Origin of the sequence: Streptomyces lacrimifluminis (assembly GCF_014646095.1) — a bacterium.
Classification (GTDB): domain Bacteria; phylum Actinomycetota; class Actinomycetes; order Streptomycetales; family Streptomycetaceae; genus Streptomyces; species Streptomyces lacrimifluminis.
Window position 1 is genome coordinate 305,750 of sequence record NZ_BMMU01000003.1, and the last position, 25,952, is coordinate 331,701.

At 68.3% G+C, this 25,952-nt stretch carries 19 protein-coding genes; 7 read left to right on the top strand and 12 right to left on the bottom strand.

All coding sequences use genetic code 11. From position 1 onward, the window contains the following. Positions 1-2: 2 nt before the first annotated feature. The 3 genes from IEY89_RS06810 to arc form a co-directional block, all read right to left on the bottom strand. Complete coding sequence (locus IEY89_RS06810) at positions 3-218, bottom strand: ubiquitin-like protein Pup (RefSeq protein WP_161064777.1); 216 nt, start codon at positions 216-218, stop codon at positions 3-5. 155 nt (positions 219-373) lie between these two features. Continuing rightward, entirely contained in the window at positions 374-1,885 is a 1,512-nt protein-coding gene (gene dop / locus IEY89_RS06815) for a depupylase/deamidase Dop (protein ID WP_345634762.1), read from the bottom strand. Between the two features lie 234 nt (positions 1,886-2,119). Further along, positions 2,120-3,886 (bottom strand): proteasome ATPase, encoded by a 1,767-nt coding sequence (gene arc / locus IEY89_RS06820; protein ID WP_189146348.1) that lies wholly within the window; start codon positions 3,884-3,886, stop codon positions 2,120-2,122. 253 nt (positions 3,887-4,139) lie between these two features. On the opposite strand from arc, the gene IEY89_RS06825 reads away from it, so the two are divergent. Next, a complete protein-coding gene (locus IEY89_RS06825; RefSeq protein WP_189146349.1) occupies positions 4,140-4,445 on the top strand; it encodes a ferredoxin in 306 nt (101 codons plus the stop codon). A gap of 121 nt (positions 4,446-4,566) precedes the next feature. Here IEY89_RS06825 and IEY89_RS06830 read toward each other — a convergent pair whose 3' ends face one another. The 3 genes from IEY89_RS06830 to IEY89_RS06840 form a co-directional block, all read right to left on the bottom strand. Beyond that, positions 4,567-5,142, bottom strand: coding sequence for a hypothetical protein (locus tag IEY89_RS06830; RefSeq protein WP_189146350.1), 576 nt, complete (start codon positions 5,140-5,142; stop codon positions 4,567-4,569). Between the two features lie 195 nt (positions 5,143-5,337). Next, a complete protein-coding gene (locus IEY89_RS06835) occupies positions 5,338-6,240 on the bottom strand; it encodes a tRNA (adenine-N1)-methyltransferase (RefSeq protein ID WP_189146351.1) in 903 nt (300 codons plus the stop codon). Positions 6,241-6,556: 316 nt separating this feature from the next. After that, positions 6,557-8,029, bottom strand: a complete 1,473-nt coding sequence (locus IEY89_RS06840) for a site-2 protease family protein (RefSeq protein WP_189146352.1) — start codon at positions 8,027-8,029, stop codon at positions 6,557-6,559. A gap of 178 nt (positions 8,030-8,207) precedes the next feature. Between IEY89_RS06840 and IEY89_RS06845 the strand changes: the two genes are divergently transcribed. Both IEY89_RS06845 and IEY89_RS06850 read left to right on the top strand, forming a co-directional pair. Continuing rightward, on the top strand, positions 8,208-9,086 hold the full coding sequence (locus IEY89_RS06845) for a RecB family exonuclease (protein WP_189146353.1): 879 nt from the start codon (positions 8,208-8,210) through the stop codon (positions 9,084-9,086). A gap of 105 nt (positions 9,087-9,191) precedes the next feature. Next, complete coding sequence (locus IEY89_RS06850) at positions 9,192-9,863, top strand: response regulator (RefSeq protein ID WP_055529669.1); 672 nt, start codon at positions 9,192-9,194, stop codon at positions 9,861-9,863. An 83-nt stretch (positions 9,864-9,946) separates the two neighbouring features. Here IEY89_RS06850 and IEY89_RS06855 read toward each other — a convergent pair whose 3' ends face one another. The 4 genes from IEY89_RS06855 to metH all read right to left on the bottom strand — a co-directional run bounded on the left by IEY89_RS06855 (position 9,947) and on the right by metH (position 18,006). Then, the gene (locus tag IEY89_RS06855) at positions 9,947-11,527 is read right to left on the bottom strand and encodes an ABC transporter substrate-binding protein (RefSeq protein ID WP_189146354.1); all 1,581 of its coding nucleotides are present in this window, start codon (positions 11,525-11,527) and stop codon (positions 9,947-9,949) included. Positions 11,528-11,612: 85 nt separating this feature from the next. Beyond that, positions 11,613-13,217, bottom strand: a complete 1,605-nt coding sequence (locus IEY89_RS06860) for an ABC transporter substrate-binding protein (protein WP_189146355.1) — start codon at positions 13,215-13,217, stop codon at positions 11,613-11,615. Positions 13,218-13,675: 458 nt separating this feature from the next. Continuing rightward, positions 13,676-14,374, bottom strand: a complete 699-nt coding sequence (locus tag IEY89_RS06865; protein WP_189146356.1) for an HAD family hydrolase — start codon at positions 14,372-14,374, stop codon at positions 13,676-13,678. A gap of 116 nt (positions 14,375-14,490) precedes the next feature. Next, positions 14,491-18,006, bottom strand: coding sequence for a methionine synthase (gene metH, locus IEY89_RS06870; RefSeq protein ID WP_189146357.1), 3,516 nt, complete (start codon positions 18,004-18,006; stop codon positions 14,491-14,493). Between the two features lie 305 nt (positions 18,007-18,311). Here metH and IEY89_RS06875 point away from each other — a divergent pair, with 305 nt between their 5' ends. The 4 genes from IEY89_RS06875 to IEY89_RS06890 all read left to right on the top strand — a co-directional run bounded on the left by IEY89_RS06875 (position 18,312) and on the right by IEY89_RS06890 (position 23,461). Continuing rightward, positions 18,312-19,076, top strand: a complete 765-nt coding sequence (locus tag IEY89_RS06875; protein ID WP_189146358.1) for an IclR family transcriptional regulator — start codon at positions 18,312-18,314, stop codon at positions 19,074-19,076. A gap of 346 nt (positions 19,077-19,422) precedes the next feature. Continuing rightward, positions 19,423-20,208 carry an MIP/aquaporin family protein gene (locus IEY89_RS06880; protein ID WP_189146359.1) on the top strand — a complete coding sequence of 262 codons (786 nt, stop codon included), beginning with the start codon at positions 19,423-19,425 and terminating at the stop codon, positions 20,206-20,208. Positions 20,209-20,289: 81 nt separating this feature from the next. Next, positions 20,290-21,837, top strand: coding sequence for a glycerol kinase GlpK (gene glpK / locus IEY89_RS06885; protein WP_189146360.1), 1,548 nt, complete (start codon positions 20,290-20,292; stop codon positions 21,835-21,837). A 7-nt stretch (positions 21,838-21,844) separates the two neighbouring features. After that, positions 21,845-23,461 (top strand): glycerol-3-phosphate dehydrogenase/oxidase, encoded by a 1,617-nt coding sequence (locus IEY89_RS06890; RefSeq protein WP_189146361.1) that lies wholly within the window; start codon positions 21,845-21,847, stop codon positions 23,459-23,461. Positions 23,462-23,567: 106 nt separating this feature from the next. Here IEY89_RS06890 and mtnK read toward each other — a convergent pair whose 3' ends face one another. Both mtnK and IEY89_RS06900 read right to left on the bottom strand, forming a co-directional pair. Next, the gene (gene mtnK / locus IEY89_RS06895) at positions 23,568-24,737 is read right to left on the bottom strand and encodes an S-methyl-5-thioribose kinase (RefSeq protein WP_189146362.1); all 1,170 of its coding nucleotides are present in this window, start codon (positions 24,735-24,737) and stop codon (positions 23,568-23,570) included. A gap of 11 nt (positions 24,738-24,748) precedes the next feature. After that, positions 24,749-25,798: an ABC transporter permease gene (locus IEY89_RS06900; protein WP_189146363.1), complete on the bottom strand. Its 1,050-nt coding sequence runs from the start codon at positions 25,796-25,798 to the stop codon at positions 24,749-24,751. Positions 25,799-25,952: the final 154 nt, after the last annotated feature.

Here is a 25,952-nt window from a genome sequence, read left to right on the forward strand (position 1 = left end):
CTCTATTGCCCACCTTTTTGCACAAATGAGCGAACGAAATCCTCGGCGTTCTCCTCTAGTACGTCATCGATTTCATCGAGGACGGAGTCCACGTCGTCGCTCAGCTTCTCCTGGCGCTCCTTGAGGTCTTCGGATACCTGTGCCTCAGGTGCCTCCTCGACCTCCTCGGTGCTGCGCGTCGCCTTCTGCTGTCCGCCGCCGGTGTCCTTGGTCGCCATAACCCTCACCCCGCTCGGTTCGACGTTCTTGATCAGACCCTACAAGCAGGGTCCGACATTGGCCCCGCTGTTGCCACAACGTCCGGGAGCCACCTCGATGATTCCCGGACGCCACACTTTCCACCCTGCCCGGCCGCACCGGACCAGAGGCCCGCTCAGTGGCCCGACAGGACCCTGACCAGGTCTTCTGCCGTGCGGCAGCGGTCCAGGAGCTCTTTCACGTGATTACGCGTTCCGCGAAGCGGCTCCAGGGTTGGGACGCGTTGGAGCGAGTCCCGGCCCGGCAGATCGAAGATCACGGAGTCCCAGGAGGCCGCCGCGACGTCGTCCGCGTACTGCTCCAGGCAGCGTCCGCGGAAGTAGGCGCGGGTGTCCTCCGGGGGCTTCGTGCGGGCCCGCTCGACCTCGTTCTCGTCCAGCAGGCGCTTGATGCGTCCACGGGCCACGAGGCGGTTGTAGAGGCCCTTCTCGGCCCGTACATCGGCGTACTGGAGGTCGACCAGGTGCAGCCTGGCGGCGTCCCAGTCGAGGTCGTCGCGGCGCCGGTAGCCCTCCATGAGTTCCCGCTTGGCGACCCAGTCGAGCTCGCCGGCGAGGCTCATGGGGTCGTTCTCCAGGCGGTTCAGGGTGTCTTCCCAGCGGACGAGGACGTCCTTCGTCTGGTCGTCGGCGTCGGCCCCGTACCGCTCCTCCACGTACTTGCGCGAGAGTTCGAAGTACTCCATCTGCAGTTGTACGGCGGTCAGCGTCCGCCCGCTGCGGAGCTTGACCAGTCGCTTGAGCGTCGGGTCGTGGGAGACCTGGTGAAGGGTGCGTACGGGCTGGTCGACCGCCAGGTCGACGGCGATGAAGCCGTCCTCGATCATGGAAAGGACCAGGGCCGTCGTTCCCAGCTTCAGATAGGTCGAGATCTCCGACAGGTTCGCGTCGCCGATGATCACGTGGAGGCGGCGGTACTTCTCCGCGTCCGCGTGGGGCTCGTCCCGGGTGTTGATGATCGGGCGCTTGAGGGTGGTCTCCAGGCCGACCTCGACCTCGAAGTAGTCCGCGCGCTGGCTGAGCTGGAAGCCGTGTTCGTGGCCGTCCTGGCCGATGCCGACGCGGCCGGCGCCGGTGACGACCTGGCGGGAGACGAAGAACGGCGTGAGGTGGCGCACGATGTCCGAGAAGGGGGTCTCCCGCTTCATCAGGTAGTTCTCGTGCGTGCCGTAGGAGGCGCCCTTGTTGTCGGTGTTGTTCTTGTAGAGGTGGATCGGCTGGGCGCCGGGGAGCTGGGCGGCGCGTTCGGCGGCTTCGGCCATGATGCGTTCGCCGGCCTTGTCCCAGAGGACGGCGTCGCGGGGGTTGGTGACTTCGGGGGAGCTGTATTCGGGGTGTGCGTGGTCGACGTACAGCCGCGCGCCGTTGGTGAGGATGACGTTGGCCAGGCCGATGTCCTCGTCGGTGAGCTGGCTGGAGTCCGCGACCTCGCGGGCGAGGTCAAAGCCTCGGGCGTCGCGCAGCGGGTTCTCCTCCTCGAAGTCCCAGCGGGCCCTGCGGGCCCGGTGCATCGCCGCCGCGTAGGCGTTGACGATCTGGGACGAGGTGAGCATGGCATTGGCGTTGGGGTGGCCGGGGACGGAGATCCCGTACTCCGTCTCGATGCCCATTACTCGCCGTACGGTCATGCGGCCCTCCTTGCCCGGCGGTGTCCTCGGTCGGGGACGCCGCTCAAGTACCGCTGGTGCTCCGGTGCGTGTGCGGTGCCCGTCCCCGCACTGCGCGACTCGGCGGTACGAAAGAGCCTAGAACGCCTTTGCGCTGGTGGGGAGATCATTTGCGTCATTGCCTCGCTCCGGCTGTGGCCTGAAAAACAGTTGGCTGCGGGTACCCGGTGAGGGCACCCGCAGCCACCCCGTTTTTTACAGGTACTGACCGGTGTTGGCCACCGTGTCGATGGAGCGTCCGGTGTCCGCGCCCTGCTTGCCGGTGATGAGCGTACGGATGTAGACGATCCGTTCGCCCTTCTTTCCGGAGATCCGGGCCCAGTCGTCGGGGTTGGTGGTGTTGGGGAGGTCCTCGTTCTCCTTGAACTCGTCCACGCATGCCTGGAGGAGGTGGGAGACGCGGATGCCCTTCTGCTTGTGGTCGAGGAAGTCCTTGATCGCCATCTTCTTGGCCCGGCCCACGATGTTCTCGATCATGGCGCCGGAGTTGAAGTCCTTGAAGTACAGGACTTCCTTGTCACCATTGGCGTAGGTGACTTCCAGGAAGCGGTTCTCGTCGGATTCCGTGTACATGTGTTCCACGGCCGTCTGGATCATGCTCTGGACCGTGGCCACCTTGTCGCCGCCGTGCTCCCCCACGTCCTCGGGGTGCAGCGGGAGCCGCTCGGTGAGGTACTTCTGGAAGATGTCCTTGGCGGATTCGGCGTCCGGACGTTCGATTTTGATCTTCACGTCGAGGCGGCCGGGGCGCAGGATGGCGGGGTCGATCATGTCCTCGCGGTTGGAGGCGCCGATGACGACCACGTTCTGGAGGCCTTCCACTCCGTCGATCTCGGCGAGGAGCTGGGGGACGATGGTGTTCTCCACGTCCGAGCTGACGCCGGATCCGCGGGTGCGGAAGAGGGATTCCATCTCGTCGAAGAAGACGATGACGGGGGTGCCCTCGCTGGCCTTCTCCCTTGCACGCTGGAAGACGAGGCGGATCTGTCGCTCGGTCTCGCCGACGTATTTGTTGAGGAGTTCGGGGCCCTTGATGTTGAGGAAGAAGCTCTTGCCCTGGGCCTGGCCGGTGACTTCGGCGACCTTTTTGGCCAGCGAGTTGGCGACGGCCTTGGCGATGAGTGTCTTTCCGCATCCGGGGGGCCCGTAGAGCAGGACGCCCTTGGGCGGCCTGAGTTCGTGCTCCTTGAAGAGGTCGGGGTGGAGGTACGGGAGTTCGACGGCGTCACGGATCATTTCGATCTGGTTGCCCAGGCCGCCGATCTGCTCGTAGCCGATGTCGGGTACTTCTTCGAGGACGAGTTCCTCGACCTCGCTCTTCGGTACGACTTCGTAGACGTAGCCGGAGCGGGGTTCGAGCAGGAGGGCGTCGCCGGGGCGGATGACGACGTCCAGGAGTGGCTCGGCGAGCCGTACCACCCGTTCCTCGTCGGTGTGCCCCTGTACCAGGGCGCGCTCGCCGTCCTCAAGGATCTCCTTGAGGGTGACGATGTCGCCGACGCTCTCGTACTCCATGGCCTCGACCACGTTGAGAGCTTCGTTGAGCATCACTTCCTGGCCGCGCCGGAGCTCTTCGAGCTCGACGCTGGGGCTGACGTTCACGCGGAGTTTGCGGCCTCCGGTGAAGATGTCGGCCGTGCCGTCCTCGTTGGCGACCAGGAAGACACCGAAGCCTGCCGGGGGCTGTGCCAGCCGGTCGACCTCTTCCTTGAGGGCCACGATCTGGTCGCGGGCCTCTCGGAGTGTGTTGGCGAGCCGCTCGTTCTGCGCGGACACGCCGGCCAGGTTGGTCTGCAGTTCGACGATCCGCTCTTCGAGAATCCTCGTGTGTCGCGGAGAGTCGGCGAGCTTGCGCCGCAGGACGGCGATCTCCTGCTCAAGGTAGGCAATCTGCCCGGACGGGTCGTCGGACCCTCGTCCCGGGCGGATGCCGCGGTTCATGTCGTCGTCGTGGGCTGCCACGGTCCTCACCTCCTCCAAGGGGAGCTGGACGCTTCCAGACCCTACCTGGGTGGGTGTCGATTGAAACCCCTAGATCACAAAGACTGTCGGGGTGTGTCCGATCTTCACCCTTGCGCTCTCCCTCACGCCAGGGGAATACCCACAGAACATGATTGGGAAGCGGCCGGAGGTAGGGTCGAAGTGTTCAACACCCGTCAGAGCTGGGCCGACTTGCCGTCGGATTGTCTTGCTCGGGACAGAAACGGCAGGAGATGTGACCGTGCAGGAGGAGGCCGTGGCCGGCAGCGAGGCGTTGGAGGTCTGGATCGACCAGGACCTGTGCACGGGGGACGGAATCTGTGTCCAGTACGCGCCGGAGGTGTTCGAGCTGGACATCGACGGGCTGGCGTACGTGAAGAGTCCCGGGGACGAGTTGCTGCAGGCCCCGGGGGCGACGACGCCGGTGCCGCTGCCGTTGCTGACGGATGTCGTGGACTCCGCGAAGGAGTGTCCGGGCGACTGTATTCACGTACGTCGGGTTTCGGACAGGGTCGAGGTTTTCGGCCCGGACGCGGAGTGATGGTCCGACCACTCCGCGCCACCACTGGCTGATTTCCTGTCCTCGGCGCTGTCTGGTTCCTCACAGGATCCTGGGTGTACGCGCTTCCGCGGCAGTCACCGGCCGATCAGTTGTTCTCGCGTCACACGCTCTGTGCTCCGGCGGGTGTCGAGCGGAGAAACGCGCCGTTCTTCCACTGCCACTTGGCGAGCTCGTCGACGTCGGGACAGCACCGGGGGACGTCGAGGGACGAGTAGCCGAGGAGTGTGGCCGTGACGGCGCCGCCGCTGACGGTCAGGTCGGTGACGGTGAGGCGGTCCTTGGGGTCGACGAGGGTCGCGACGATGCGTGGCTGCCCGGCGTCGGCGGCCCGGGTGAGGACGTACACGCCGTTGGGCGGGGTGCCGGAGCCGGCGTCGCAGCGCACGGAGGCGACCGTTTCGGGCCTGCCGTCGCCGTCGAGGTCTCCGGTGGCCTTGTTCTGTACGAGGATCGGGAGCGGGCCGCACTGGAGGGGGAAGTCGACTCCGGCGGGGTCGGGGGGTGCCGCGACCGCGGCGGGTCTTCCCGCGGGGCCGGCTGCCTGGGCCGCGGTGGCGGAGCCCGGCTGCAGGGCCGAGGAGAGGGCGACGACGCCGGCCAGGGCGGTGGCCGTGGCGAGCCAGTGGATGGGGCGGGTGTGCGTGTGTGCCAGTTCCGGGACGGCGGATTGCTGCACTCGGAGTGTCTCCCGTGGAGGGCTGTGGCGGTGGGGTGTCCCGCATAGTGCCACACGTCACAGTGCGGGGGAACGGCGGGGTGAGGGGGTGTTCGGTGGCAGCGCCGGTGCCGTGGTGGCGTCAACGGGAAAGAGTTGTGGCCGAGTTCCCGGTGTGGTGCGGGAACTCGGCCACGGTGTCGGTGCGTTGACGCGTCAGCGGCCGTTGCCGCCGTCGGCGTTGGGGCCGGTGTAGTCCTCGCCGTAGGAGCCCTTGGAGGGGCGGCGGCGGCGCATGGGCGGCTCGACGCCGTCGGCGAGGCGGCGGGCGGTGAGCAGGAAGCCGGTGTGGCCGATCATGCGGTGGTCGGGGCGGACGGCGAGGCCCTCGATGTGCCAGTTGCGGACCATCGACTCCCAGGCGCTCGGCTCGTTGAAGCAGCCGATCTCGCGGATGGACTCGACGGTCCGGGCGAGCTGGGTGGTGGTCGCCACGTAGCAGCAGACGATGCCGCCGGGGACGAGCGCCTTGGAGACGGCCTCCAGGCATTCCCAGGGGGCGAGCATGTCGAGGACGACGCGGTCGACGTCGGTGTCGCTGAGGTTGTCCTGGAGGTCGCCTACGGTGAGCTGCCAGGCGGGGTGGGGACCGCCGAAATAGCGCTCGACGTTCTGCTGGGCGATCTCGGCGAAGTCCTCGCGGCGCTCGTAGGAGTGCAGCATGCCCTGATCGCCGATGGCGCGCAGCAGGAAGCTGCTGAGCGAGCCGGAGCCGACTCCCGCTTCGACGACGCGTGCGCCGGGGAAGATGTCGGCGAAGGCCAGGATCTGCCCCGCGTCCTTGGGGTAGACCACGGCGGCGCCGCGGGGCATGGACAGGACGTAGTCGGGGAGCAGGGGGCGCAGCGCGAGGTAGGCGACGTTTCCGGTGGTGCGGACAACGCTGCCCTCGGGTGCGCCGATCAGCTCGTCGTGCGGGAAAGAACCCTTGTGGGTGTGAAAGTTCTTTCCGGCTTCGAGCGTGAACGTGTAGTGGCGGCCCTTGGGGTCGGTCAGCTGAACCTGGTCCCCGACCTTGAAGGGCCCGCGCCTGCGGGCGGCACCGGTCGGTTCGGACATGTGAAGAGCCTACCGGTGTTGTCGGGGGCCGCTGACCATCGGGCTTGTGGGTGCGGGGCCGGTTCGGGAGTCCCGCCCCACGGCTCGGCGGGAGGGGGCTGCCCGACGTCGACCTCGCGACCGGTTTGCGGGCATTCGCCCTGACGGCCGGTGCCGGTTGCGCTTGTGCGGTGGGCGTGCGGTGTCCCGCCGGGCGCCGTGCTGCCGAGGGTGACCGGCTTCGCCGTGGCGGCGGCGTGGGGGGTGTCGGCCGTCCTGCTCGGCGGAGGGGAGGACGGGGCCCGGTACATGGCCCCGTCGCGGGCGGGGATCCCGCTCACCCTCGCCGCGGAGCCGTGCTCTGGTTCGGGCGGGCCATCGCCTTGACGAAGGCGCGTTCCACGTCGGCCGCCGAGAGGACTCCGTAGATCTCGCCGGAGTCCTCCACGACCAGGTACTCGGTGGCGGGGGTCGCGCGCAGGGCGTCGAGGAGTTCCTCGCCGGAGAGTTCCGCGGAGACCCGCATGCCGTCGGTGAGGTCCTGGGCGAGGCCGCTGACGGAGACCCAGGGGCGGCGGTGTTCGGGTACGCCGACGATGGCGGCCTCGCGGACGAGGGAAAGGGGTTCTCCGTCGGGGTCGACGACGACCAGGGCGCGGGCGCCGGCGTCGTTGGCACGGCGCAGGGCCTCGGACAGGGGGGTGTTGGTCTCGACGGGGACGGCGCGGCGGGTGAGGTTGCGGGCGCGCAGTTCCGGGAGGTGTTCGCGCAGGCGGGCCATGCGGAGGCTGTTGCCTGCGCCGGTCCAGATGATCGCGGCGAGGATCGCGGCGAGCAGGGCGTCGGTGACGGTGTCCATGCCGACGCTGTCCTCGGCGTCGGCGCCGAGCGCGCCGGCCTGGGTGAGCAGCGGGAGTCCGATGAGGACGGAGACTGCGAGGGCGCGGCCGACCCAGGCGGCGGCGATCGTACCGGTCATGGGTTTGCCGGTGATCTTCCAGACGACGGCGCGGAGCATACGGCCGCCGTCGAGGGGCAGGCCGGGCAGGAGGTTGAAGGCGGCCACGATGAGGTTGGAGATCATCAGGCCGGCCAGCAGGACGCCGGGGACGGTGCCGGGTTCGACGGTCTGGAGGGCGACGTAGAAGACGCCCGCGAGGATCAGGGAGAGGAGCGGGCCGACGAAGGCGAGGACGAATTCGCGGCCGGGGGTCTCGGACTCCTTCTCGATCTCGGAGACGCCGCCGAAGAACTGGAGCTGGATGCGGCGTACCGGGAGTTTGAAGCGGAGGGCGGCGACGGTGTGGGCGAGTTCGTGGACGAGGACGGAGGCGTAGAAGGCGACAGCGAAGAAGAGGGAGACGAGGTAGCGGACGGCGCCGAGTTCGGGCAGGACGCGGTCGAGCTGGCCGCCGAAGACCCAGGTGATGAGGGCGGCGACGAGGAACCAGCTGGGAGCGACGTAGACGGGCACTCCGAAGGGGCGTCCCATGAGGAGTCCGCCGCCAGGGTCCTTGGGCTTCCGGGGGGCGCGGGACCTGGTGAGACGGGCGGTGGGACCTGTGCGGCCGGGGGTGTCGGCGGGGGCGTCCGGTTTCGGGGGTCGCGGGGCGGCCGGTTCGTCGGTGTCGCTGGGCTCGTCGGGCGGCGTGGGTTTCGCGTCGGGCTTCCCGGTCTCCGCGACCCGGGTGTCGGTCGTCGCGGGTTCGGGGTGGGCGGGGTCGGTGGTCGGCGCCGTACCGCCGGTGTGGCGGTCGGTCGCCTGGTCCTTGCCGGAGCGCGGCTGTCCGCTCCCGCCGCTCTCGTCCACGGTGTCCCCTTGTCGGATGTGTCTCCCTTTTCCGCTCCGGGGCGGAAGGGCCTCGGGTCGATGGTATGCGGCCGTCGTGACGGGTTCCGCCCCGGCACCCCTGTGTTCGCCGGGGTGTTGTGGTGGGGGTGTGGCGGTGGGTGGGTCACTGTCAGTGGCGGGCCGTATGGTCGTCGTCATGGAAATGAGCACCGAGGGCGTCGCCGGGTCCGTCTCGCCGGTCGCGCTGCCCTCCGCGCCGGCGTCGCTGTCGCCCTCTCGGGCCAGTGACTTCATGCAGTGTCCGTTGCTGTACCGGTTCCGGGTGATCGACCGGTTGCCGGAGAAGCCGAGTGAGGCGGCGACGAGAGGCACGCTGGTGCACGCGGTGTTGGAGCGGCTGTTCGACGCGCCGGCGGCCGAGCGGACGGCGCCGCAGGCGAAGTCGTTGATCCCGGGTCAGTGGGACCGGCTGCGGGAATCGCGGCCGGAGGTGGTGGAGCTGTTCGCGGACGATCCGGACGGGGAACGGCTGGCGCGGTGGCTGGGTGAGGCGGAGCGCCTGGTGGAGCGCTGGTTCGGGCTGGAGGATCCGACGCGGCTGGAGCCGGCCGAGCGTGAGCTGTTCGTCGAGGCGGAGCTGGATTCCGGGCTGAAGCTGCGGGGGATCATCGACCGGGTCGATGTGGCGCCCACGGGCGAGGTGCGGATCGTCGATTACAAAACGGCGAAGGCGCCGCGTCCGGAGTACGCGGAGGGCGCGCTGTTCCAGATGAAGTTCTACGCGCTCGTCGTGTGGCGCCTGAAGAACGTGGTGCCGCGGCGGCTTCAGCTGGTGTATCTCGGCAGTGGGGACGTGCTGACGTACGACCCGGTGATGGCCGATCTGGAGCGGGTGGAGCGGAAGCTGCTGGCGTTGTGGGAGGCGATCCGGGAGGCCACGGAGACGGGGGTGTGGCGGCCCCGGCCGACGAAGCTGTGCGGTTGGTGCGATCACCAGGCGGTGTGTCCGGAGTTCGGGGGGACTCCCCCGGCCTATCCGTTGCCGGTGCGGGTGGCTCCGCCAAAAGCGCCGTAGTCAGCTGCGGGCTCGGTGGGGGCTGGTCGCGCCGTTCCCCGCGCCCCTTTCGGGGCGCGTTGCGGCACAGGGCAGAATGACGGTGGACTAACGAAGGAGACTTACGTGGCCATCCGCGTCCTACTTGTCGACGACCAGCCGCTGCTGCGTACCGGGTTCCGGATGATTCTGGAGGCCGAGCAGGACATCGCGGTTGTCGGCGAGGCCGGAGACGGTCTTCAGGCGATCGACCAGGTGCGTGCCCTGCAGCCCGATGTGGTTCTGATGGACATCCGTATGCCGCGGATGGATGGTGTGGAAGCGACTCGGCAGATCACCGGGCCGGGGCGGGACGGGCCGGCGAAGGTGCTGGTGCTGACGACCTTCGATCTCGACGAGTACGTGGTGGAGGCGCTGCGGGCCGGTGCCAGTGGCTTCCTGCTCAAGGACGCGCCGGCGAACGAGCTGGTGCAGGCGATCCGGGTGGTGGCCTCGGGCGAGGCGATGCTCGCGCCGAGCATCACGCGTCGTCTGCTGGACAAGTACGCGGGGCATCTGCCGTCGGGTGACGAGCCGGTGCCGGACGCGCTGCACACGTTGACCGAGCGTGAGGTCGAGGTGCTGAAGCTGGTGGCGCGGGGGCTGTCGAACGCGGAGATCGCCGCCGATCTGTTCGTCAGTGAGACGACGGTCAAGACGCACGTCGGGCATGTGCTGACCAAGCTGGGGCTGCGCGACCGGGTGCAGGCCGCGGTGTACGCGTACGAGAGCGGGCTGGTGCGCCCCGGCGCGCAGTAGCCGGACTGACGTGTACGTGTGTACGACGACGAGGGCGCCCCTTCCGGGAAGGAAGGGGCGCCCTCGTTCGTGTGCGGGCCGTGTCAGCCCTTGTTGATCTCCCAGAAGCGGAAGACGGTCGAGGCGTCGAGGCAGTACTCCAGGCCGTAGACGTTGTCGCGGACGACGGCGTACTGCTTGGCCTGCCAGACGGGGAGGATCGGGACCTCCTTGGCGACGATGTCCTGGAGTTCACCGAAGTCCGCGTCGGTCGCTGCGCGGTCGCTCTGGGCGGCGGTGCCGGGGACGAGGGTGTCGGTGATGGTGCTGTTGGTGAAGTTGTTGCCGAGGACGTTGCCCTCGCCGAAGAAGGGGGCGGTGAAGTTGTCGGCGTCGGGGTAGTCCGGCACCCAGCCCTTCACGTACACGCCGTACTTGCCGGCTTCGATGTCCTTCTCGTACTGCGCGAAGGGGACGGACTTGACGGTCGCCTCGAACAGGCCGCTGGCGTTGAGCTGCTTGGCGATGGCCTTGAACTCGTCGTCGGTGGCGGGGCCGTAGCGGGACGGGGTCGACCAGAGGGTCAGCTTGACCCTGTCGGTGATGCCGTCGGCCTGGAGGGCCGCCTGGGCCTTGGCCTTGGAGGGGCGGGCGCCGTAGGTGTCGAAGAAGGCGGTGTTGTGACCGGCTATACCGGCCGGGATGATCGAGTAGAGGGGGGTCGCCGTGTCCTCGTAGACCTGGTCGACGAGGGCCTCGCGGTCGAGGAGGTGGGCGATGGCCTTGCGTACGCCGATCTTTCCGGCGACCGGGTCGTCCATGTTGAAGACGAGGTGCTGGACCTCGGCGCTGGTGCCCTCGACGATGTCGATGCCCTCGTTGCCGCCGGCGTTCTCGATGTCGGCTATGTCGCCGGCCTTGAGGCCTCGGTAGGCGATGTCGATGTCCTTGTCGACGATCGCCTGCTTCAGCTTGGTCTGGTCGCCGTGGAAGAACTTGAGGGTGACACCGGAGTTATGGACCTCGGCGGTGCCCTTGTAGTTCGGGTTGACGGAGAAGACCGCGCTGTCGTCGTCGAACGAGTCGAGCCTGTAGGGGCCGGAGCCGACGGCTTCGCCGTCCTTGCGCAGACCGTCCTCGTCGTACTGGCGGTGGTCGACGATCGAGCCGGCGCCGGAGGCGATCTTGCTGGGGAAGGTGGCGTCGGGCACCTTGAGGTTGAAGACGACGGTCTTCTCGTCCGGGGTGGCCACCGAGCCGAGCATCGGGAACATGATCGCGGGGCCCGCGGCGTCGTTGATCTTCAGCATGCGGTCGAAGGAGAACTTCACGTCCTCCGAGGTGAGCGCGGAGCCGTTGCTGAACTTCAGGCCGTCGCGCAGGGTGCACTTGTACACCCTGGTCTGCGAGTCGCTGAAGGCGCACTCCTTGGCCGCCTCGGGCTGCGGTTCGGTGCCCCCGTTGGGGAAGCTCAGCAACGACTGGAAGACGTTGTTGAACAGCAGCCAGGAGCCGGGGTCGTAGCCGGAGGCCGGGTCGGTCGCCAGCACGTCATCAGACATGCCCATGACCACCGTGGAGCCGTCGGCTCCCGAGTCGCCGTTCTCCGAGCCGCATCCGGTCAGCAGGCCGGAGGCCAGCCCCGCCACGATGGGCAGGACTGGCCACTGGTTACGCAGGTTCACGTGGAAGTGCCTTGTCGTCGGGTCTTGGATACCCGGGACCGTCCCGGTCCCGGGTCGGGACATACGCGTCGGACGGGTGCGCGGGTCAGTTGCTCACACCGCGGCCGAGTTCCCAGAGCTGGAGCGTGGACGCGGAGTTGAGGGCCCACTCGGCGCCGGTGATGCCGTCGCGTGCGGCGATGTACTGGTTGCCCTGCCACAGCGGCAGCACGGGTACGTCGTCGGCCACGATGTCCTGGATGTCCGTGAGGCTCGTGGAGGCCGTCAGGCGGTCGGCCTGGCGACGGGACTCGGGGATCAGGCTGTCGCGGATCCTGGCGTTGGCGTACGGCAGGTTGAGGAAGTTGTCCTTGTCGAGGAACGGCGCGAGGTAGTTGTCGGCGTCGGGGAAGTCCGGGAACCAGCCCATCCCGTAGACGTCGTACTCGCCTTCCTTCTCGGCCGGGCGGAAGGTGGACCAGGGGGCGCCCTTGATGGTGACCTTGAACAGTCCGCTCGCGTTGAGCTGCTTCTGCAGTTCCTCGAACTCCTGCTTGGTCGCCGAGCCGTAGTGGTCGGTCGTGTAGTGCAGCGTCAGTTTCACCGGGGTGGTGACACCGGCGTTCTCCATCAGGGTTTTGGCCTTGATGTCGCTCGGCTCGCCGTACTTGTTGAAGAAGGAGTTCGAGTGGCCGGTGATGGTGGCCGGGACCAGCGAATAGAGCGGCTGGGCCTCGTCGCCGTACACCTTGGAGACGAGTTCGGCGCGGTTGATGATCTGGGCCATCGCCTGGCGGACCGCTTTCGTCTTCACCGTGGGTGCGTCGGTGTTGAAGGCGAGGTAGCGGATTTCGAGACCGGGCATCTCGACGAGGTCGATGTCGCCGGCCGAGTCGTCGTCGAGCTTTTTGATCTGCTCGGGAGACATCGTGCGGGTCATCAGGTCGATGTCGCCCTTGGAGAGCGCGGTGCCCATGTCGGCCGCGTCCGCGAAGGAACGCATTTCGACCTTGTCGTTCTTCGGCGTCAACTGACCCTTGTAATAAGAGTTCTTGGTGAAGACGGCCTTGACGAGTTCGTCGTCCTTTACCTCGGCGTGCAGTGTGTACGGGCCGGAGCCGTCGACGTCGAAGCCGTCGCGCAGCTTGTCCTTGGCGTAGTCGTCCGGGTTGACGATGCCCGCGACCGGGGTGGACAGCTTGAACGGGAAGGTGGCGTCGGCGGTCTTGAGGTGGAAGATGACCTCGCGGTCGCCCTTGGTCTCGACGGTGTCGATCGTGGACAGCAGGGCGAACACACCGCTGTCGGCCTGGATCCGCCGGGCCCGGTCGATGGAGAACTTCACGTCGGACGCCGTGACGGCCTCGCCGTTGGAGAACTTGAGGTCCTTGCGCAGGGTGCAGGCGTAGCGCTCGTTGCCGCTGTCGGTGAACCCGCACTTCTCGGCGGCCTCGGGCGCCGGTTCGCCGTCGCCACGCGGCTGGACCATGAGGGTCTGCACGGTCTGGCGCAGGATGTTCCAGGTGCCGACGTCGTAGGCGTAGGCGGGGTCGATCGGTGCCGGGGCCTCCTTCGAGGCGGTGAACCGGTCCGTGGTGCCGACGACGATCGCGTCACCGCTGCTGCCCCCGCCGTCGACTCCGCCGCAGGCGGCCAGCACCGGAGCGAGCAGGCCGACCACTGTCGGCAGCACCAAGGTCTTGCGGTTCATGCTCGGGGTTCTCCAGGCTGTCGATCCCCGGGACCCGGCGGGCATGGGGTGGCGCACGCGGGTAAGGGATTGTGTCGATGTTCTCCCGACGAGGTTAGTCCGGACCGCGGAGGGGCCCGCATGCAGCCGGAGTTGAGGGCTCATCACGCTGCGAAACCGGGCGTGGACGCACCGAAAAACCGACGGCGGAAGGATTCAGCGCAGGCTCTCCCCAAACGGGACACAAAGGCATGCCACGAGCCCCCGAACGGAGTGCGTGTACACGGCACTTGTCGCCTGTCGAGACCCTGACGCGTGGCGAACCTCACACGTTCGGGACCACTGGACACTTAGGTGAATTCGGCACCGGCAGAGTTCGCGAGGGGGCTCAATTCTCATGTGATGGCCCGCCCGTTCATCCGCGCGTTATCCGCATTCGATCGGGCACACTCGGTAAACGCGTCAGGGCATTTCCGTCATCAGGCGTTCCTCATCAGCCCGTGCAGAAAGGGCAGGTCGACTTCTTCCAGGGAGGTCACGATCGTGCGGCGCGTGCCGGGGGCGATGGGCGCGACCGACGGCACGGCCACGACATGGCAGCCGGCGGCCTCGGCGGCTGCCACCCCGGTCGCCGTGTCCTCGACGACGGCACATCTCGCCGGGTCGGCGCCGAGTCCGGCGGCGGCGATCAGATAGGGGTCGGGATAGGGCTTCGTCCGCTCCACCTCGTCGCCGGCGATGCTCAGGGCGAAGTGCTGCGGGCCCAGGGAGCCCAGGACGCGGTCGATGATCCGGCGGTGCGAGGCGGAGACGAGGGCCGTCGGGATCTCGTGCGCGGAGAGTTCGGCGAGGAGGCGGGCGGCGCCCGGCATCAGGGGCAGGGCGCGGTCGATACGGTCCTCGAACCCGTCGTTGAGCAGTACCGAGAGTTCGGCGAAGGTGATGTCGGCACCGGTGGCCTCGATGAGGAAACCGGCGCTGCGGGTCATGGGACCGCCGACCACCACATGGCGCCAGGAGTCGTCGAGGGTGTGACCGAGACCGGCGAAGATCTCGACCTCGACGTCCCACCAGAAGCCCTCGGTGTCCACCAGGGTGCCGTCCATGTCGAGGAGTACGGCCTGCAGTGCTGAGCCTTCGGCCGAACGGGTTCCGAGTGCGGGAACCGTGCTGGTCATCCTGGCGCACCTCCTTGAGGGACGATCAGGCCGGTTGCCCCTGAGTGCACAGAGGGCAACCGGCCTGCGGTGGACCGTCAAGTGTACGTCTTGTCCGATCAGCGTGCGCCGGAGACTCAGCGGGCGTTGAAGTACTTCGCCTCGGGGTGGTGGATGACGATGGCGTCGGTCGACTGTTCGGGGTGCAGCTGGAACTCCTCGGAGAGGTGGACGCCGATGCGCTCGGGCCTGAGGAGGTCGGCGATCTTGGCGCGGTCCTCCAGGTCGGGACAGGCGCCGTAGCCGAGGGAGAAGCGGGCGCCCCGGTACTTGAGGGCGAACATGTCCTCGACATCGGCGGGGTCCTCGGCGGCGAAGCCGAGTTCGGAGCGGACGCGTGCGTGCCAGTACTCGGCGAGGGCCTCGGCCAACTGGACGGACAGGCCGTGCAGTTCGAGGTAGTCGCGATAGGAGTTCGCCTCGAAGAGCTTGGCGGTCTCCTCGCCGATCCGGTTGCCGACGGTGACGATCTGGAGGCCCACGACGTCGATCTCGCCGGACTCCTCCGGGCGGAAGAAGTCGGCAAGGCACAGCCGGCGGCCCCGGCGCTGGCGGGGGAACGTGAACCGCGTCCGTTCGTTGCCCTGGTCGTCGAGGATGATCAGGTCGTCGTCCTTGGAGACGCACGGGAAGTAGCCGTAGACGACGGCCGCCTCCAGCAGGCTCTCCGTCTGGAGCTTGTCCAGGAGACCGCGCAGCCGGGGGCGGCCCTCGGTCTCGGCCAGCTCCTCGTAGGTGGGGCCGTCGCCGGTGCGGGCCTGCTTGAGGCCCCACTGGCCCTTGAAGAGGGCGCCCTCGTCGAGCCAGCTCGCGTACTCCTTGAGCTGGATGCCCTTGATGACACGGGTGCCCCGGAAGGGCGGGGTGGGGACGGGGTTGTCGGTGGCGACGTCGGAGCGGACGTGCCCTTCCTCGGGGCGTTCCTCGACCTCTACGGCGGCACTCGCGCGGACGCGGCGCTGCTTGAGCTCGGGCAGCTTGGCGCCGGGGACGCCGCGCTTGACGCCGATCAGGGCGTCCATGAGGCGCAGGCCCTCGAAGGCGTCACGGGCGTAGCGGACCTCGCCCTCGTAGATCTCGTGCAGGTCCTGCTCGACGTAGGCGCGGGTGAGGGCCGCGCCGCCGAGGATCACCGGATAGTCGGCGGCCAGCTTGCGCTGGTTGAGCTCCTGGAGGTTCTCCTTCATGATCACGGTGGACTTGACCAGGAGTCCGGACATGCCGATGACGTCGGCCCTGTGCTCCTGCGCCGCTTCGAGGATCGCGGAGACCGGCTGCTTGATGCCGATGTTGACGACGTTGTAGCCGTTGTTGGTGAGGATGATGTCGACGAGGTTCTTGCCGATGTCGTGGACGTCGCCGCGGACCGTGGCGAGCACGATGGTGCCCTTGCCCTCGTCGTCCGTCTTCTCCATGTGCGGTTCGAGGTGGGCCACGGCCGTCTTCATGACCTCGGCGGACTGCAGCACGAACGGGAGCTGCATCTGGCCGGAGCCGAAGAGCTCGCCGACGACCTTCATGCCCTCCAGGAGGGTGTCGTTGACGATGTCGAGGGCGGGGCGGGTCGTCAGGGCCTCGTCGAGGTCGTTCTCCAGGCCGTTCTTCTCGCCGTCGATGATGCGGCGCTGCAGTCGCTCGTCCAGGGGCAGGGCGAGGAGTTCCTCGGCGCGGCCGTCCTTCATCGACTTGGTGTTGACGCCCTCGAAGAGGGCCATCAGCTTCTGCAGCGGGTCGTAGTCCTCGGTCCGCCGGTCGTGGATCAGGTCGAGGGCGGTGGTCACCTGCTCCTCGTCGAAGCGGGCGATCGGCAGGATCTTCGAGGCGTGGACGATCGCCGAGTCCAGGCCGGCCTTGACGCACTCGTCGAGGAAGACGGAGTTCAGCAGGACGCGGGCGGCCGGGTTCAGTCCGAAGGAGATGTTGGACAGGCCGAGGGTGGTCTGTACGTCCGGGTGGCGGCGCTTGAGTTCGCGGATCGACTCGATCGTGGCGATGCCGTCCTTGCGGGACTCCTCCTGGCCGGTGCAGATCGTGAAGGTGAGGGTGTCGATGAGGATGTCCGACTCGCGGATCCCCCAGTTCGTCGTCAAATCCTCGATCAGTCGCTCGGCGATGGCGACCTTGTGCTCGACGGTACGGGCCTGGCCCTCTTCGTCGATGGTCAGCGCGATCAGCGCGGCGCCGTGCTCCTGGGCCAGCTTGGTGACCTTCGCGAAGCGGGACTCCGGTCCGTCGCCGTCCTCGTAGTTCACCGAGTTGATGACGGCCCGGCCGCCCAGCTTCTCCAGGCCCGCCCGGAGGACGGGAACCTCGGTGGAGTCCAGGACGATCGGCAGCGTGGAGGCGGTGGCGAAGCGGCCCGCGAGCTCCTCCATGTCGGCGACGCCGTCGCGGCCCACGTAGTCCACGCAGAGGTCGAGCATGTGCGCGCCCTCGCGGATCTGGTCGCGGGCCATCTCGACGCAGTCGTCCCAGCGCGCGTCGAGCATGGCCTCCCGGAACTTCTTGGAACCGTTGGCGTTGGTGCGCTCGCCGATCGCCATGTACGAGATGTCCTGGCGGAACGGGACCGTCTGGTAGAGCGAGGCGGCGCCGGGCTCCGGCTGGGGGTGGCGCTCGACGGGCGTGGCGCCCTGCACGCGCTCCACGAGCTTTCGCAGGTGCTCCGGGGTGGTACCGCAGCAGCCGCCGACCAGGTTCAGGCCGTAGTCCTGTACGAAGGTGTCCTGGGCTTCGGCCAGGCCCTCGGGATCGAGCGGGAAGTGTGCGCCGTCCTTGGTGAGGATCGGCAGGCCTGCGTTGGGCATGCAGAGCAACGGGGTGCGCGAGTGGCGGGACAGATAGCGCAGGTGCTCGCTCATCTCGGCGGGGCCGGTCGAGCAGTTCAGCCCGATCATGTCGATGCCGAGCGGTTCGAGCGCGGTCAGTGCTGCACCGATCTCCGAGCCGAGGAGCATCGTGCCCGTGGTCTCGAAGGCCATCGAGACCAGCAGAGGCACGTCGAGGCCGGTCGCCTCCATGGCACGGCGGGCGCCTACGATCGACGACTTCGTCTGGAGGAGATCCTGCGTGGTCTCCACGATCAGGGCGTCGGCGCCGCCCGCCAGGAGTCCCTCGGCGTTCGCCTGGAAACCGTCGCGGAGGGTGAGGTAGTCGATGTGTCCGAGGGAGGGCAGCTTGGTGCCGGGGCCGATCGAGCCGAGGACCCAGCGTTGACGGCCGTCACGGGCGCCGAAGTCGTCGGCGGTCTCGCGGGCGATGCGGGCACCGGACTCGGACAGTTCGTACACGCGCTCGGCGATGTCGTATTCGGCCGCCGCTGTGTGGTTGGCACCGAAGGTGTTCGTCTCGACGCAGTCGACGCCCACGGCGAAGTACGCCTCGTGGACGGAGCGGACGATGTCGGGACGGGTGAGGTTCAGGATCTCGTTGCAGCCTTCGAGGTTCTCGAAGTCCTCCATCGTCGGGTCCTGAGCCTGCAGCATGGTGCCCATCGCACCGTCGGCCACCACCACTCGGGTGGCGAGTGCGTCCCGGAGGGCGGACACACGGGTCCTGTTGTCGGTGGAAGGGGCGGACGACGAGGCGGCCATGTAAGGGCTCCCTGGAGTGCGACGGCTGTCGGCTTTGCGCCTTCCCCGGGAAGACGCACGCGGCCAGGGTAGCCCGGTACGGGGCCGTATGGTCAGGGCGTCCACGGGACGGACGGACGTGGCGCGTGCGCCGGGGCCGACCGCTCACGGCGTGGGCAGGGCGTGACATGGATGTGCGCGAGATGTAACAGGTGTCGACGAGCCATTGGCGGGTGGTCGACATGGACCGGTAGTGTTCGACATTGCCGAACGGCGGCAGCGAACGCCGGTTGCTGGCGGTCGAAGGGGACGGAGGCAGGACGGCGATGGCACGGAACATCCAGTCGCTCGAACGGGCGGCGGCGATGCTGCGGCTCCTCGCGGGCGGCGAGCGTCGGCTCGGCCTCTCGGACATCGCCTCGTCCCTCGGCCTCGCCAAGGGCACCGCCCACGGCATCCTGCGCACCCTCCAGCATGAGGGCTTCGTCGAACAGGAGGCCGCGTCCGGGCGCTACCAGCTGGGCGCCGAACTGCTGCGCCTGGGCACCACCTACCTGGACGTCCACGAGCTGCGCGCACGCGCCCTGGTGTGGACCGACGACCTGGCCCGCTCCAGCGGCGAGAGCGTCCACCTGGGCGTCCTGCACCAGCGGGGCGTGCTGATCGTGCACCACGTCTTCCGCCCCGACGACAGCCGGCAGGTACTGGAGGTCGGGGCCATGCAGCCCCTGCACTCCACAGCCCTGGGCAAGGTCCTGTCGGCCTACGACCCGGTCGCGCACAGCGAGGTCCTGGAGGCCGAGCGCAAGCCGTTCACCGACCGGACGATCAGCGACCTGGACGGCTTCGAGGGCGTCCTGGACCTCACCCGCGCGCGCGGGTACGCGGCCGACGTGGAGGAGACCTGGGAGGGCGTGGCGTCCATCGCCGCCCCCATCCACGACCGGCGGCGGATGCCGGTCGGCGCGGTGGGCGTGACCGGCGCGGTGGAACGGCTCTGCCGGGAGGGTGAGCTGCGCCCGGAGCTGATCGCGGCGGTGCGGGACTGCGCCCGCGCGGTGTCACGCGATCTGGGCGCGGGACGGTTCTGACAGGTCGGACGCGCTGGCGGGTCTGAGTGTCCGACTGGCCTGACGCTCCGACAGTTTCTGAAGGTTCATACGAGAGCGGCCGGGACATCTTGGATGTTCCGGTCTTTTCGTGTGCGGGGCGTGCGCGGTCGGACGCGGGTCGCGACCGGCGCAAGATCGATAGCTCACACCAATCAATAACGATCGTGTTTTCGATAACAGAGCTCTTGACGCGCCTGTAACACCAGAGCAAGACTCCCGTCCATCGGTCGACATTGTCGAACACCGACCGGCAATAGGCGTTAGAGTGTGACAACGCCAAGGGCCGGCAGCTCTCCCCCTGGAACGAAGGACAAAGGAGTCGCGGGTGTCCAGCTCCGACATCTTCATCGGCGAGACCATAGGTACCGCCATACTCATCCTGCTCGGCGGCGGCGTCTGTGCCGCCGTCACGCTGAAGGCCTCCAAGGCCCGCAACGCCGGCTGGCTCGCCATCACCTTCGGGTGGGGTTTCGCCGTACTGACGGCCGTATACACCTCGGCGCCGCTCTCCGGCGCCCACCTCAACCCGGCCGTGACCCTCGCGCTCGCGCTCAAGAAGGACGGCATCGACTGGAGCGACGTCCCGGTCTACTGGGGCGGGCAGCTGCTCGGCGCCATGATCGGCGCGGCCCTGGTCTGGATCGTCTACTACGGCCAGTTCCTCGCGCACCTGACCGACAACGAGATCGTCGGTACTCCGGCCGAGAAGTCCGTCGAGGCGCAGGAGAAGGGGGCCGGTCCGGTCCTGGGAATCTTCTCCACGGGTCCCGAGATCCGCGTGGCCTGGCAGAACGTCGCCACCGAGGTCATCGGCACCATCGTGCTGGTGCTCGCCGTCCTCACGCAGGGCCTCAACGACAGCGGCAAGGGACTGGGCGTCCTGGGTGCCCTGATCACCTCGCTCGTCGTCGTCTCGATCGGTCTCTCCCTCGGTGGCCCGACCGGCTACGCGATCAACCCGGCCCGTGACCTCGGTCCGCGCATCGTGCACGCACTCCTGCCCCTGCCCAACAAGGGCGGCTCCGACTGGTCCTACGCCTGGGTCCCGGTGGTCGGTCCGCTGATCGGCGGCGCCATCGCTGCGGGCATCTACAACGTCGCTTTTGCTTAGAGCAGCTAGAACAATCAAGGCAGCCTCGAGCAGCAACGCCGTAAGCCAGTCCCTCACCCACGGACCTCTCAGGAGCACACAGTGACCGACGCGCACACCGCCGGCCCGTTCATCGCGGCCATCGACCAGGGCACCACCTCCAGCCGCTGCATCGTCTTCGACCGGGACGGCCGGATCGTCTCCGTCGACCAGAAGGAGCACGAGCAGATCTTCCCGAAGCCGGGCTGGGTGGAGCACGACGCCACCGAGATCTGGACGAACGTCGAGGAGGTCGTCGCCGGAGCCATCTCCAAGGCCGGCATCACCCGCGACGACATCAAGGCCATCGGCATCACCAACCAGCGCGAGACCACGCTGCTCTGGGACAAGAACACCGGTCAGCCCGTCCACAACGCCATCGTCTGGCAGGACACCCGTACCGACACGCTCTGCAAGGAGCTCGGTCGCAATGTCGGGCAGGATCGTTTCCGCCGAGAGACCGGCCTGCCGCTGGCCTCGTACTTCGCCGGCCCCAAGGCCCGCTGGCTGCTCGACAACGTCGAGGGCCTGCGTGCGCGTGCCGAGGCCGGGGACATCCTCTTCGGCACGATGGACAGCTGGGTCATCTGGAACCTGACGGGCGGTGTCAACGGCGGTCACCACGTCACCGACGTCACCAACGCCTCCCGCACCATGCTGATGAACCTGCACACGCTGGAGTGGGACCCGAAGATCGCCGAGTCGATCGGTGTCCCGCTGTCGATGCTCCCGGAGATCCGCTCCTCCGCCGAGGTGTACGGCGAGGTCACCGGCGGCAAGCTGGGCGACCTGCTCGGCGGCATCCCGGTCGCCTCCGCGCTCGGCGACCAGCAGGCGGCCCTGTTCGGCCAGACCTGTTTCGCCGAGGGCGAGGCCAAGTCGACGTACGGCACCGGCACGTTCATGCTGATGAACACCGGCGACAAGATCATCAACTCCTACAGCGGCCTGCTGACCACGGTCGGCTACCGCATCGGCGACCAGGCCCCGGTCTACGCCCTGGAGGGCTCGATCGCGGTCACCGGTTCGCTGGTGCAGTGGATGCGCGACCAGATGGGCCTGATCTCCACCGCCGCCGAGATCGAGACGCTCGCGTCGTCGGTCGAGGACAACGGCGGCGCCTACTTCGTGCCGGCCTTCTCCGGTCTGTTCGCCCCGTACTGGCGCTCCGACGCCCGCGGTGTGATCGCCGGCCTGACCCGGTACGTCACGAAGGCGCACCTCGCGCGCGCCGTGCTGGAGGCGACCGCCTGGCAGACCCGTGAGATCACGGACGCCATGACCAAGGACTCGGGCGTCGAGCTCGCGGCCCTCAAGGTCGACGGCGGCATGACCTCCAACAACCTGCTGATGCAGACCCTCTCGGACTTCCTGGACGCGCCGGTGGTGCGCCCGATGGTCGCCGAGACGACCTGCCTCGGTGCCGCCTACGCCGCCGGTCTCGCCGTCGGCTTCTGGACCAACACCGACGACCTGCGCGCCAACTGGCGCCGGGCCGCCGAGTGGACCCCCAACATGGACGCGGCCAAGCGCGACCGTGAGTACAAGAGCTGGCTCAAGGCCGTCGAGCGGTCCATGGGCTGGCTCGAAGACAGCTCTGTCGAGGAGTAAGAAACACATGACCAGCCAGTCCACCCTGCAGTCCGTGCCTGCCCTCGGTACGCACCCGGCCTTCGGCTCCAACCCGAGCCGCGCCGAGACCCGGGAGCAGCTCTCCAAGGCGACGTACGACCTTCTCGTGATCGGCGGTGGCATCCTCGGCATCTCGACTGCCTGGCATGCCGCGCAGTCCGGGCTGCGGGTGGCTCTGGTCGACGCCGGCGACTTCGCCGGCGCCACCTCCTCCGCCTCGTCCAAGCTTCTCCACGGCGGTCTGCGCTATCTGCAGACCGGCGCGGTGAAGCTGGTGGCGGAGAACCACTTCGAGCGCCGTGCGGTGTCCCGTCAGGTGGCCCCCCATCTGGCGAACCCGCTCACGTTCTACCTCCCCGTGTACAAGGGCGGGCCGCACGGCGCGGCGAAGCTCGGGGCGGGCGTCTTCGCCTACTCCGCCCTGTCCGCCTTCGGTGACGGCGTCGGCCACCTGCTGTCGCCGGCCAAGGCCGCGCAGGACGTGCCCGAGCTGCGCACCGAGAACCTCAAGGCCGTGGCCGTGTACGGCGACGGTCAGATGAACGACGCGCGCATGGCGCTGATGACGGTCCGTGCGGCCGTCGAGGCGGGCGCTGTCGTGCTCAACCACGCCGAGGTGTCGGGGCTGCGCTTCACCAGGGGCCGGGTCACCGGTGCCGACCTGCGCGACCGTCTCTCCGGCGACGACTTCGGCGTCAACGCCCGGCTCGTGCTCAACGCCACCGGCCCGTGGGTCGACCACCTGCGCAGGATGGAGAACCCGGACGCGGCGCCGTCCATCCGGCTGTCGAAGGGCGCGCACCTGGTCCTGAAGCGGACGTCTCCGTGGAAGGCGGCGCTGGCCACCCCGATCGACAAGTACCGCATCACCTTCGCCCTCCCCTGGGAGGACATGCTCCTGCTCGGCACCACCGACGAGGTGTTCGAGGGCGACCCGGCGGACGTCGCGGTCACCGAGAAGGACACGGCTCAGATCCTCGACGAGGCCGCGTTCTCCGTGCGCGACCAGCAGCTCTCCCCCGACTTGATCACGTACTCCTTCGCGGGACTTCGGGTGCTGCCGGGTGGCCCCGGTGACACGGCGAAGGCCAAGCGGGAGACGGTCGTGACCGAGGGCAGGGGCGGGATGCTGTCCGTCTCGGGCGGCAAGTGGACGACCTTCCGGCACATCGGCCGTACGGTCATGGAGAAACTGGAGAAGCTGCCCGGCCGTCCGCTGGGTGACGACTTCGAGCCTGTCTCGTCCCTGCCGAAGCACCTGCCGCTTCCCGGTGTCGCCAACCCGCGCGCCGTCGCGCACCGGTTGCTGGTCGACAGCCCGGCACCGGGTCCGCGTATGGCCGCCGACACGGCGAAGCACCTTGCGACGCACTACGGGTCACTGGCGTTCGACATCGCACGGCTGGCGAACGAGAACCCTGAACTGGGTGAGCGGGTGCACGCTGACGCGCCGGAGATCTGGGCACAGGTTGTGTATGCGCGGGACAGTGAGTGGGCTGAGACTGCGGATGACGTGCTGCGCCGGCGGACCACGTTGACGATCCGGGGGCTGGCTACGGACGAAGTCCGGGCGAAGGTTCAGGATCTGCTCGACAAGAAGTAACGGTACGGCGTGAAAGGGGGCGGCTCCTCGTTGAGAGCCGCCCCCTTTCGCGTGGTGTTTTGTCTGCGGGTGCGTTGTGGCCGGTCGCGCAGTTCCCCGCGCCCCTTCAGGGCGCCTCCACTACCGCTCGTACATCGTGCGGGTTGGTCAACTCGGCGCGGCGGACGATCAGTTCGCGGCCGAGCAGCAACGCCCTGCGGGATGCCGGGACCGGGTCAGGGAGCGTTGTCAGGTCTGTCAGGTGGGCGAAGCCGATGATTCTGCGGATGATTTCCGTGCCCGCGTAGCCCACCGCCTCCGTCCAGATCCTGCGGAGGAAGCGGTCGAGGTACGCGTCGTCGAAGAAGGTGTCGATCCTGGTCGGCCACAGGGCGCGGAACTCGGACTCGAAGGCCTCCCAGGACAGGGCCAGTTGGTCGGAGTGGTCGCTCAACGAACCCAGTGCGCGCGCCCGTTCCTCGGAGACCAGGGCGTTAGCCCAGTAGAGGCCGAGGTCGTAGCCGATCGGGCCCACGAAGGAGAACTCGGGGTCGAAGACCCGTACCACCGGGGCGCCTTCGCGTTCGCCGACCATGACACTACCGGTGTGCAGGTCGCCGTGGAGGAGTGCCTGGGCGCTGGTCATGAAGGTGTGGCGGAGGTCGGCGACCTCCGTGCGGAGCCTCGTGTCCGCGCGGAACTCCGTCGCCAGGTCGTCCAAGGCCTCGTGCCAGTGGTTGTGTTCGTGCTCGATGTACGGCTCGGCGAGGACCACGTCCTCGGTGATCTTGCACAGCTCGGGGCTCACCGAGGCCGCCAGCAGTGCCTTGCGGTCTGCCGACTCCATGCCGAAGTCGCTTGTCGCGAAGACAAGTTGGGCTACGAACTCGCCGATCCTGGCGGAGGTGTGCGGACCGTACGACGCGCCCTCGTTGAGGAGCGTGCGCAGGACCTCCAGGTCCGACATGTCCTCCATGACGAGGGCGTAGTTCTCGGGGTCGTAGCCGAGGATCGCCGGGATCTTGTCGGGCGCCACCTTCGCGACCTGCTCGTACGCCCTAGCCTCGGCGTCGGCGCGCTCCGGGCTCATCGGCCAGGACGGGCCCGCCACCCGGACCCAGGGCAGGGCCTGCTTGACGGCCAGTCTGCGGGTGCCGTCGGTGGACCTGGCGAGGAACACGCGGTTCATGTTGCCGTCGGAGACCTCGCGGACCTGGATGTCCGACGGGTCGGGCCAGTGGCCGCGCTCGTTCAGGTACGCGGGGACGTCGGCCGGCTCCAGGATGCGGTAGCCCATCGTGAACTTCCTTATGCGGTGCGGCGCTTGGACAGGGTGAAGCTGAAGACCAGGGCGAGGATCAGGACGGCGCCCTCGACCACGTCCTGTGTGTAGTACGGCAGGCCCTTGATGGTCAGGCCGGTGGTGATGATGCCGATCAGGACCGCGCCCAGGGCGCTGCCCCAGACGTTCGGGCGTCCCCGGCCGAGGACGGACGTGCCGACCAGGGCGACGGCGACGGCTTCGAGGAGTTGGGACGTACCGGCGGAGACATCGCCCTGGCCGATGCGCGCCGCCAGGATCAGGCCGCCGGTCGACGCCAGGACGCCGGAAAGGACGTACGCCAGCGCCCGGTACGCGCCCACGCGGATGCCCGCCAGGCGGGAGGCCTCCGGGTTGGCGCCGATCGCGTACAGCACGCGGCCCCAGCGGGTGCGGGCCAGGAAGATCCAGGCCACGACCGTCAGGGCACCGAAGATCACCACGGAGATGGGGATGCCGAGGATCGAGCCCCGGTCGATGCGCAGGAAGCCGTCGGTGAACCTGCCGGGGGCCGTCGTGCCGTCGGACTGGGTCATGCCCGGGGTGATGGACTGGCCGTCGACCAGGATGAGTTTGGTGCCCTGGATGACGAACATGGTGCCCAGCGTGGCCAGCATGTCGGGGATCTTGAGGACCACGATGAGCAGGGCGTTGAGCAGTCCCGCGAGCGCTCCCGCGACGATCACCGCGATGATCGCGACCACGCCGACCTGGTTGTACGTGACCATCGTCTTCGCGGCGACGGTCACCCCGAGCCCGGCCACCGCGCCGACCGACATGTCCATTCCGCCGACGGCCATGGTGAGCGTGACGCCGAGGCCGAGGATCGCGGCGACGGACACGTAGCGAAGGGTGTCGAGGAGGGTCGCGGAGTCGCGGAAGGACGGCTCGCTCAGCGCGAAGTACGTGAAGAGCGTGACGGTGACGAAGATGAAGCCGTACTTGATGACCGCGTTCTGGACGCGGGGGCCTGCGGCGGCGACGGGCGTGGACGGGGTCGCCGTCTTCGCGGGGGCGGCGCTCTGGCTGGTGGTCATGGGGTGCTTCCTGGTGCGGCGGGGACGGTGTGGCCGGCGTGGGGGTGGACGGCAGGTTGGGTGGTTGTTCGACTGCGGGCCGGTGGGGGCTGGTCGCGCCCACGCGGCGGAGCCGCACATGTCGCAGCCCCGCGCCCCTTCGGGGGCGCGATTC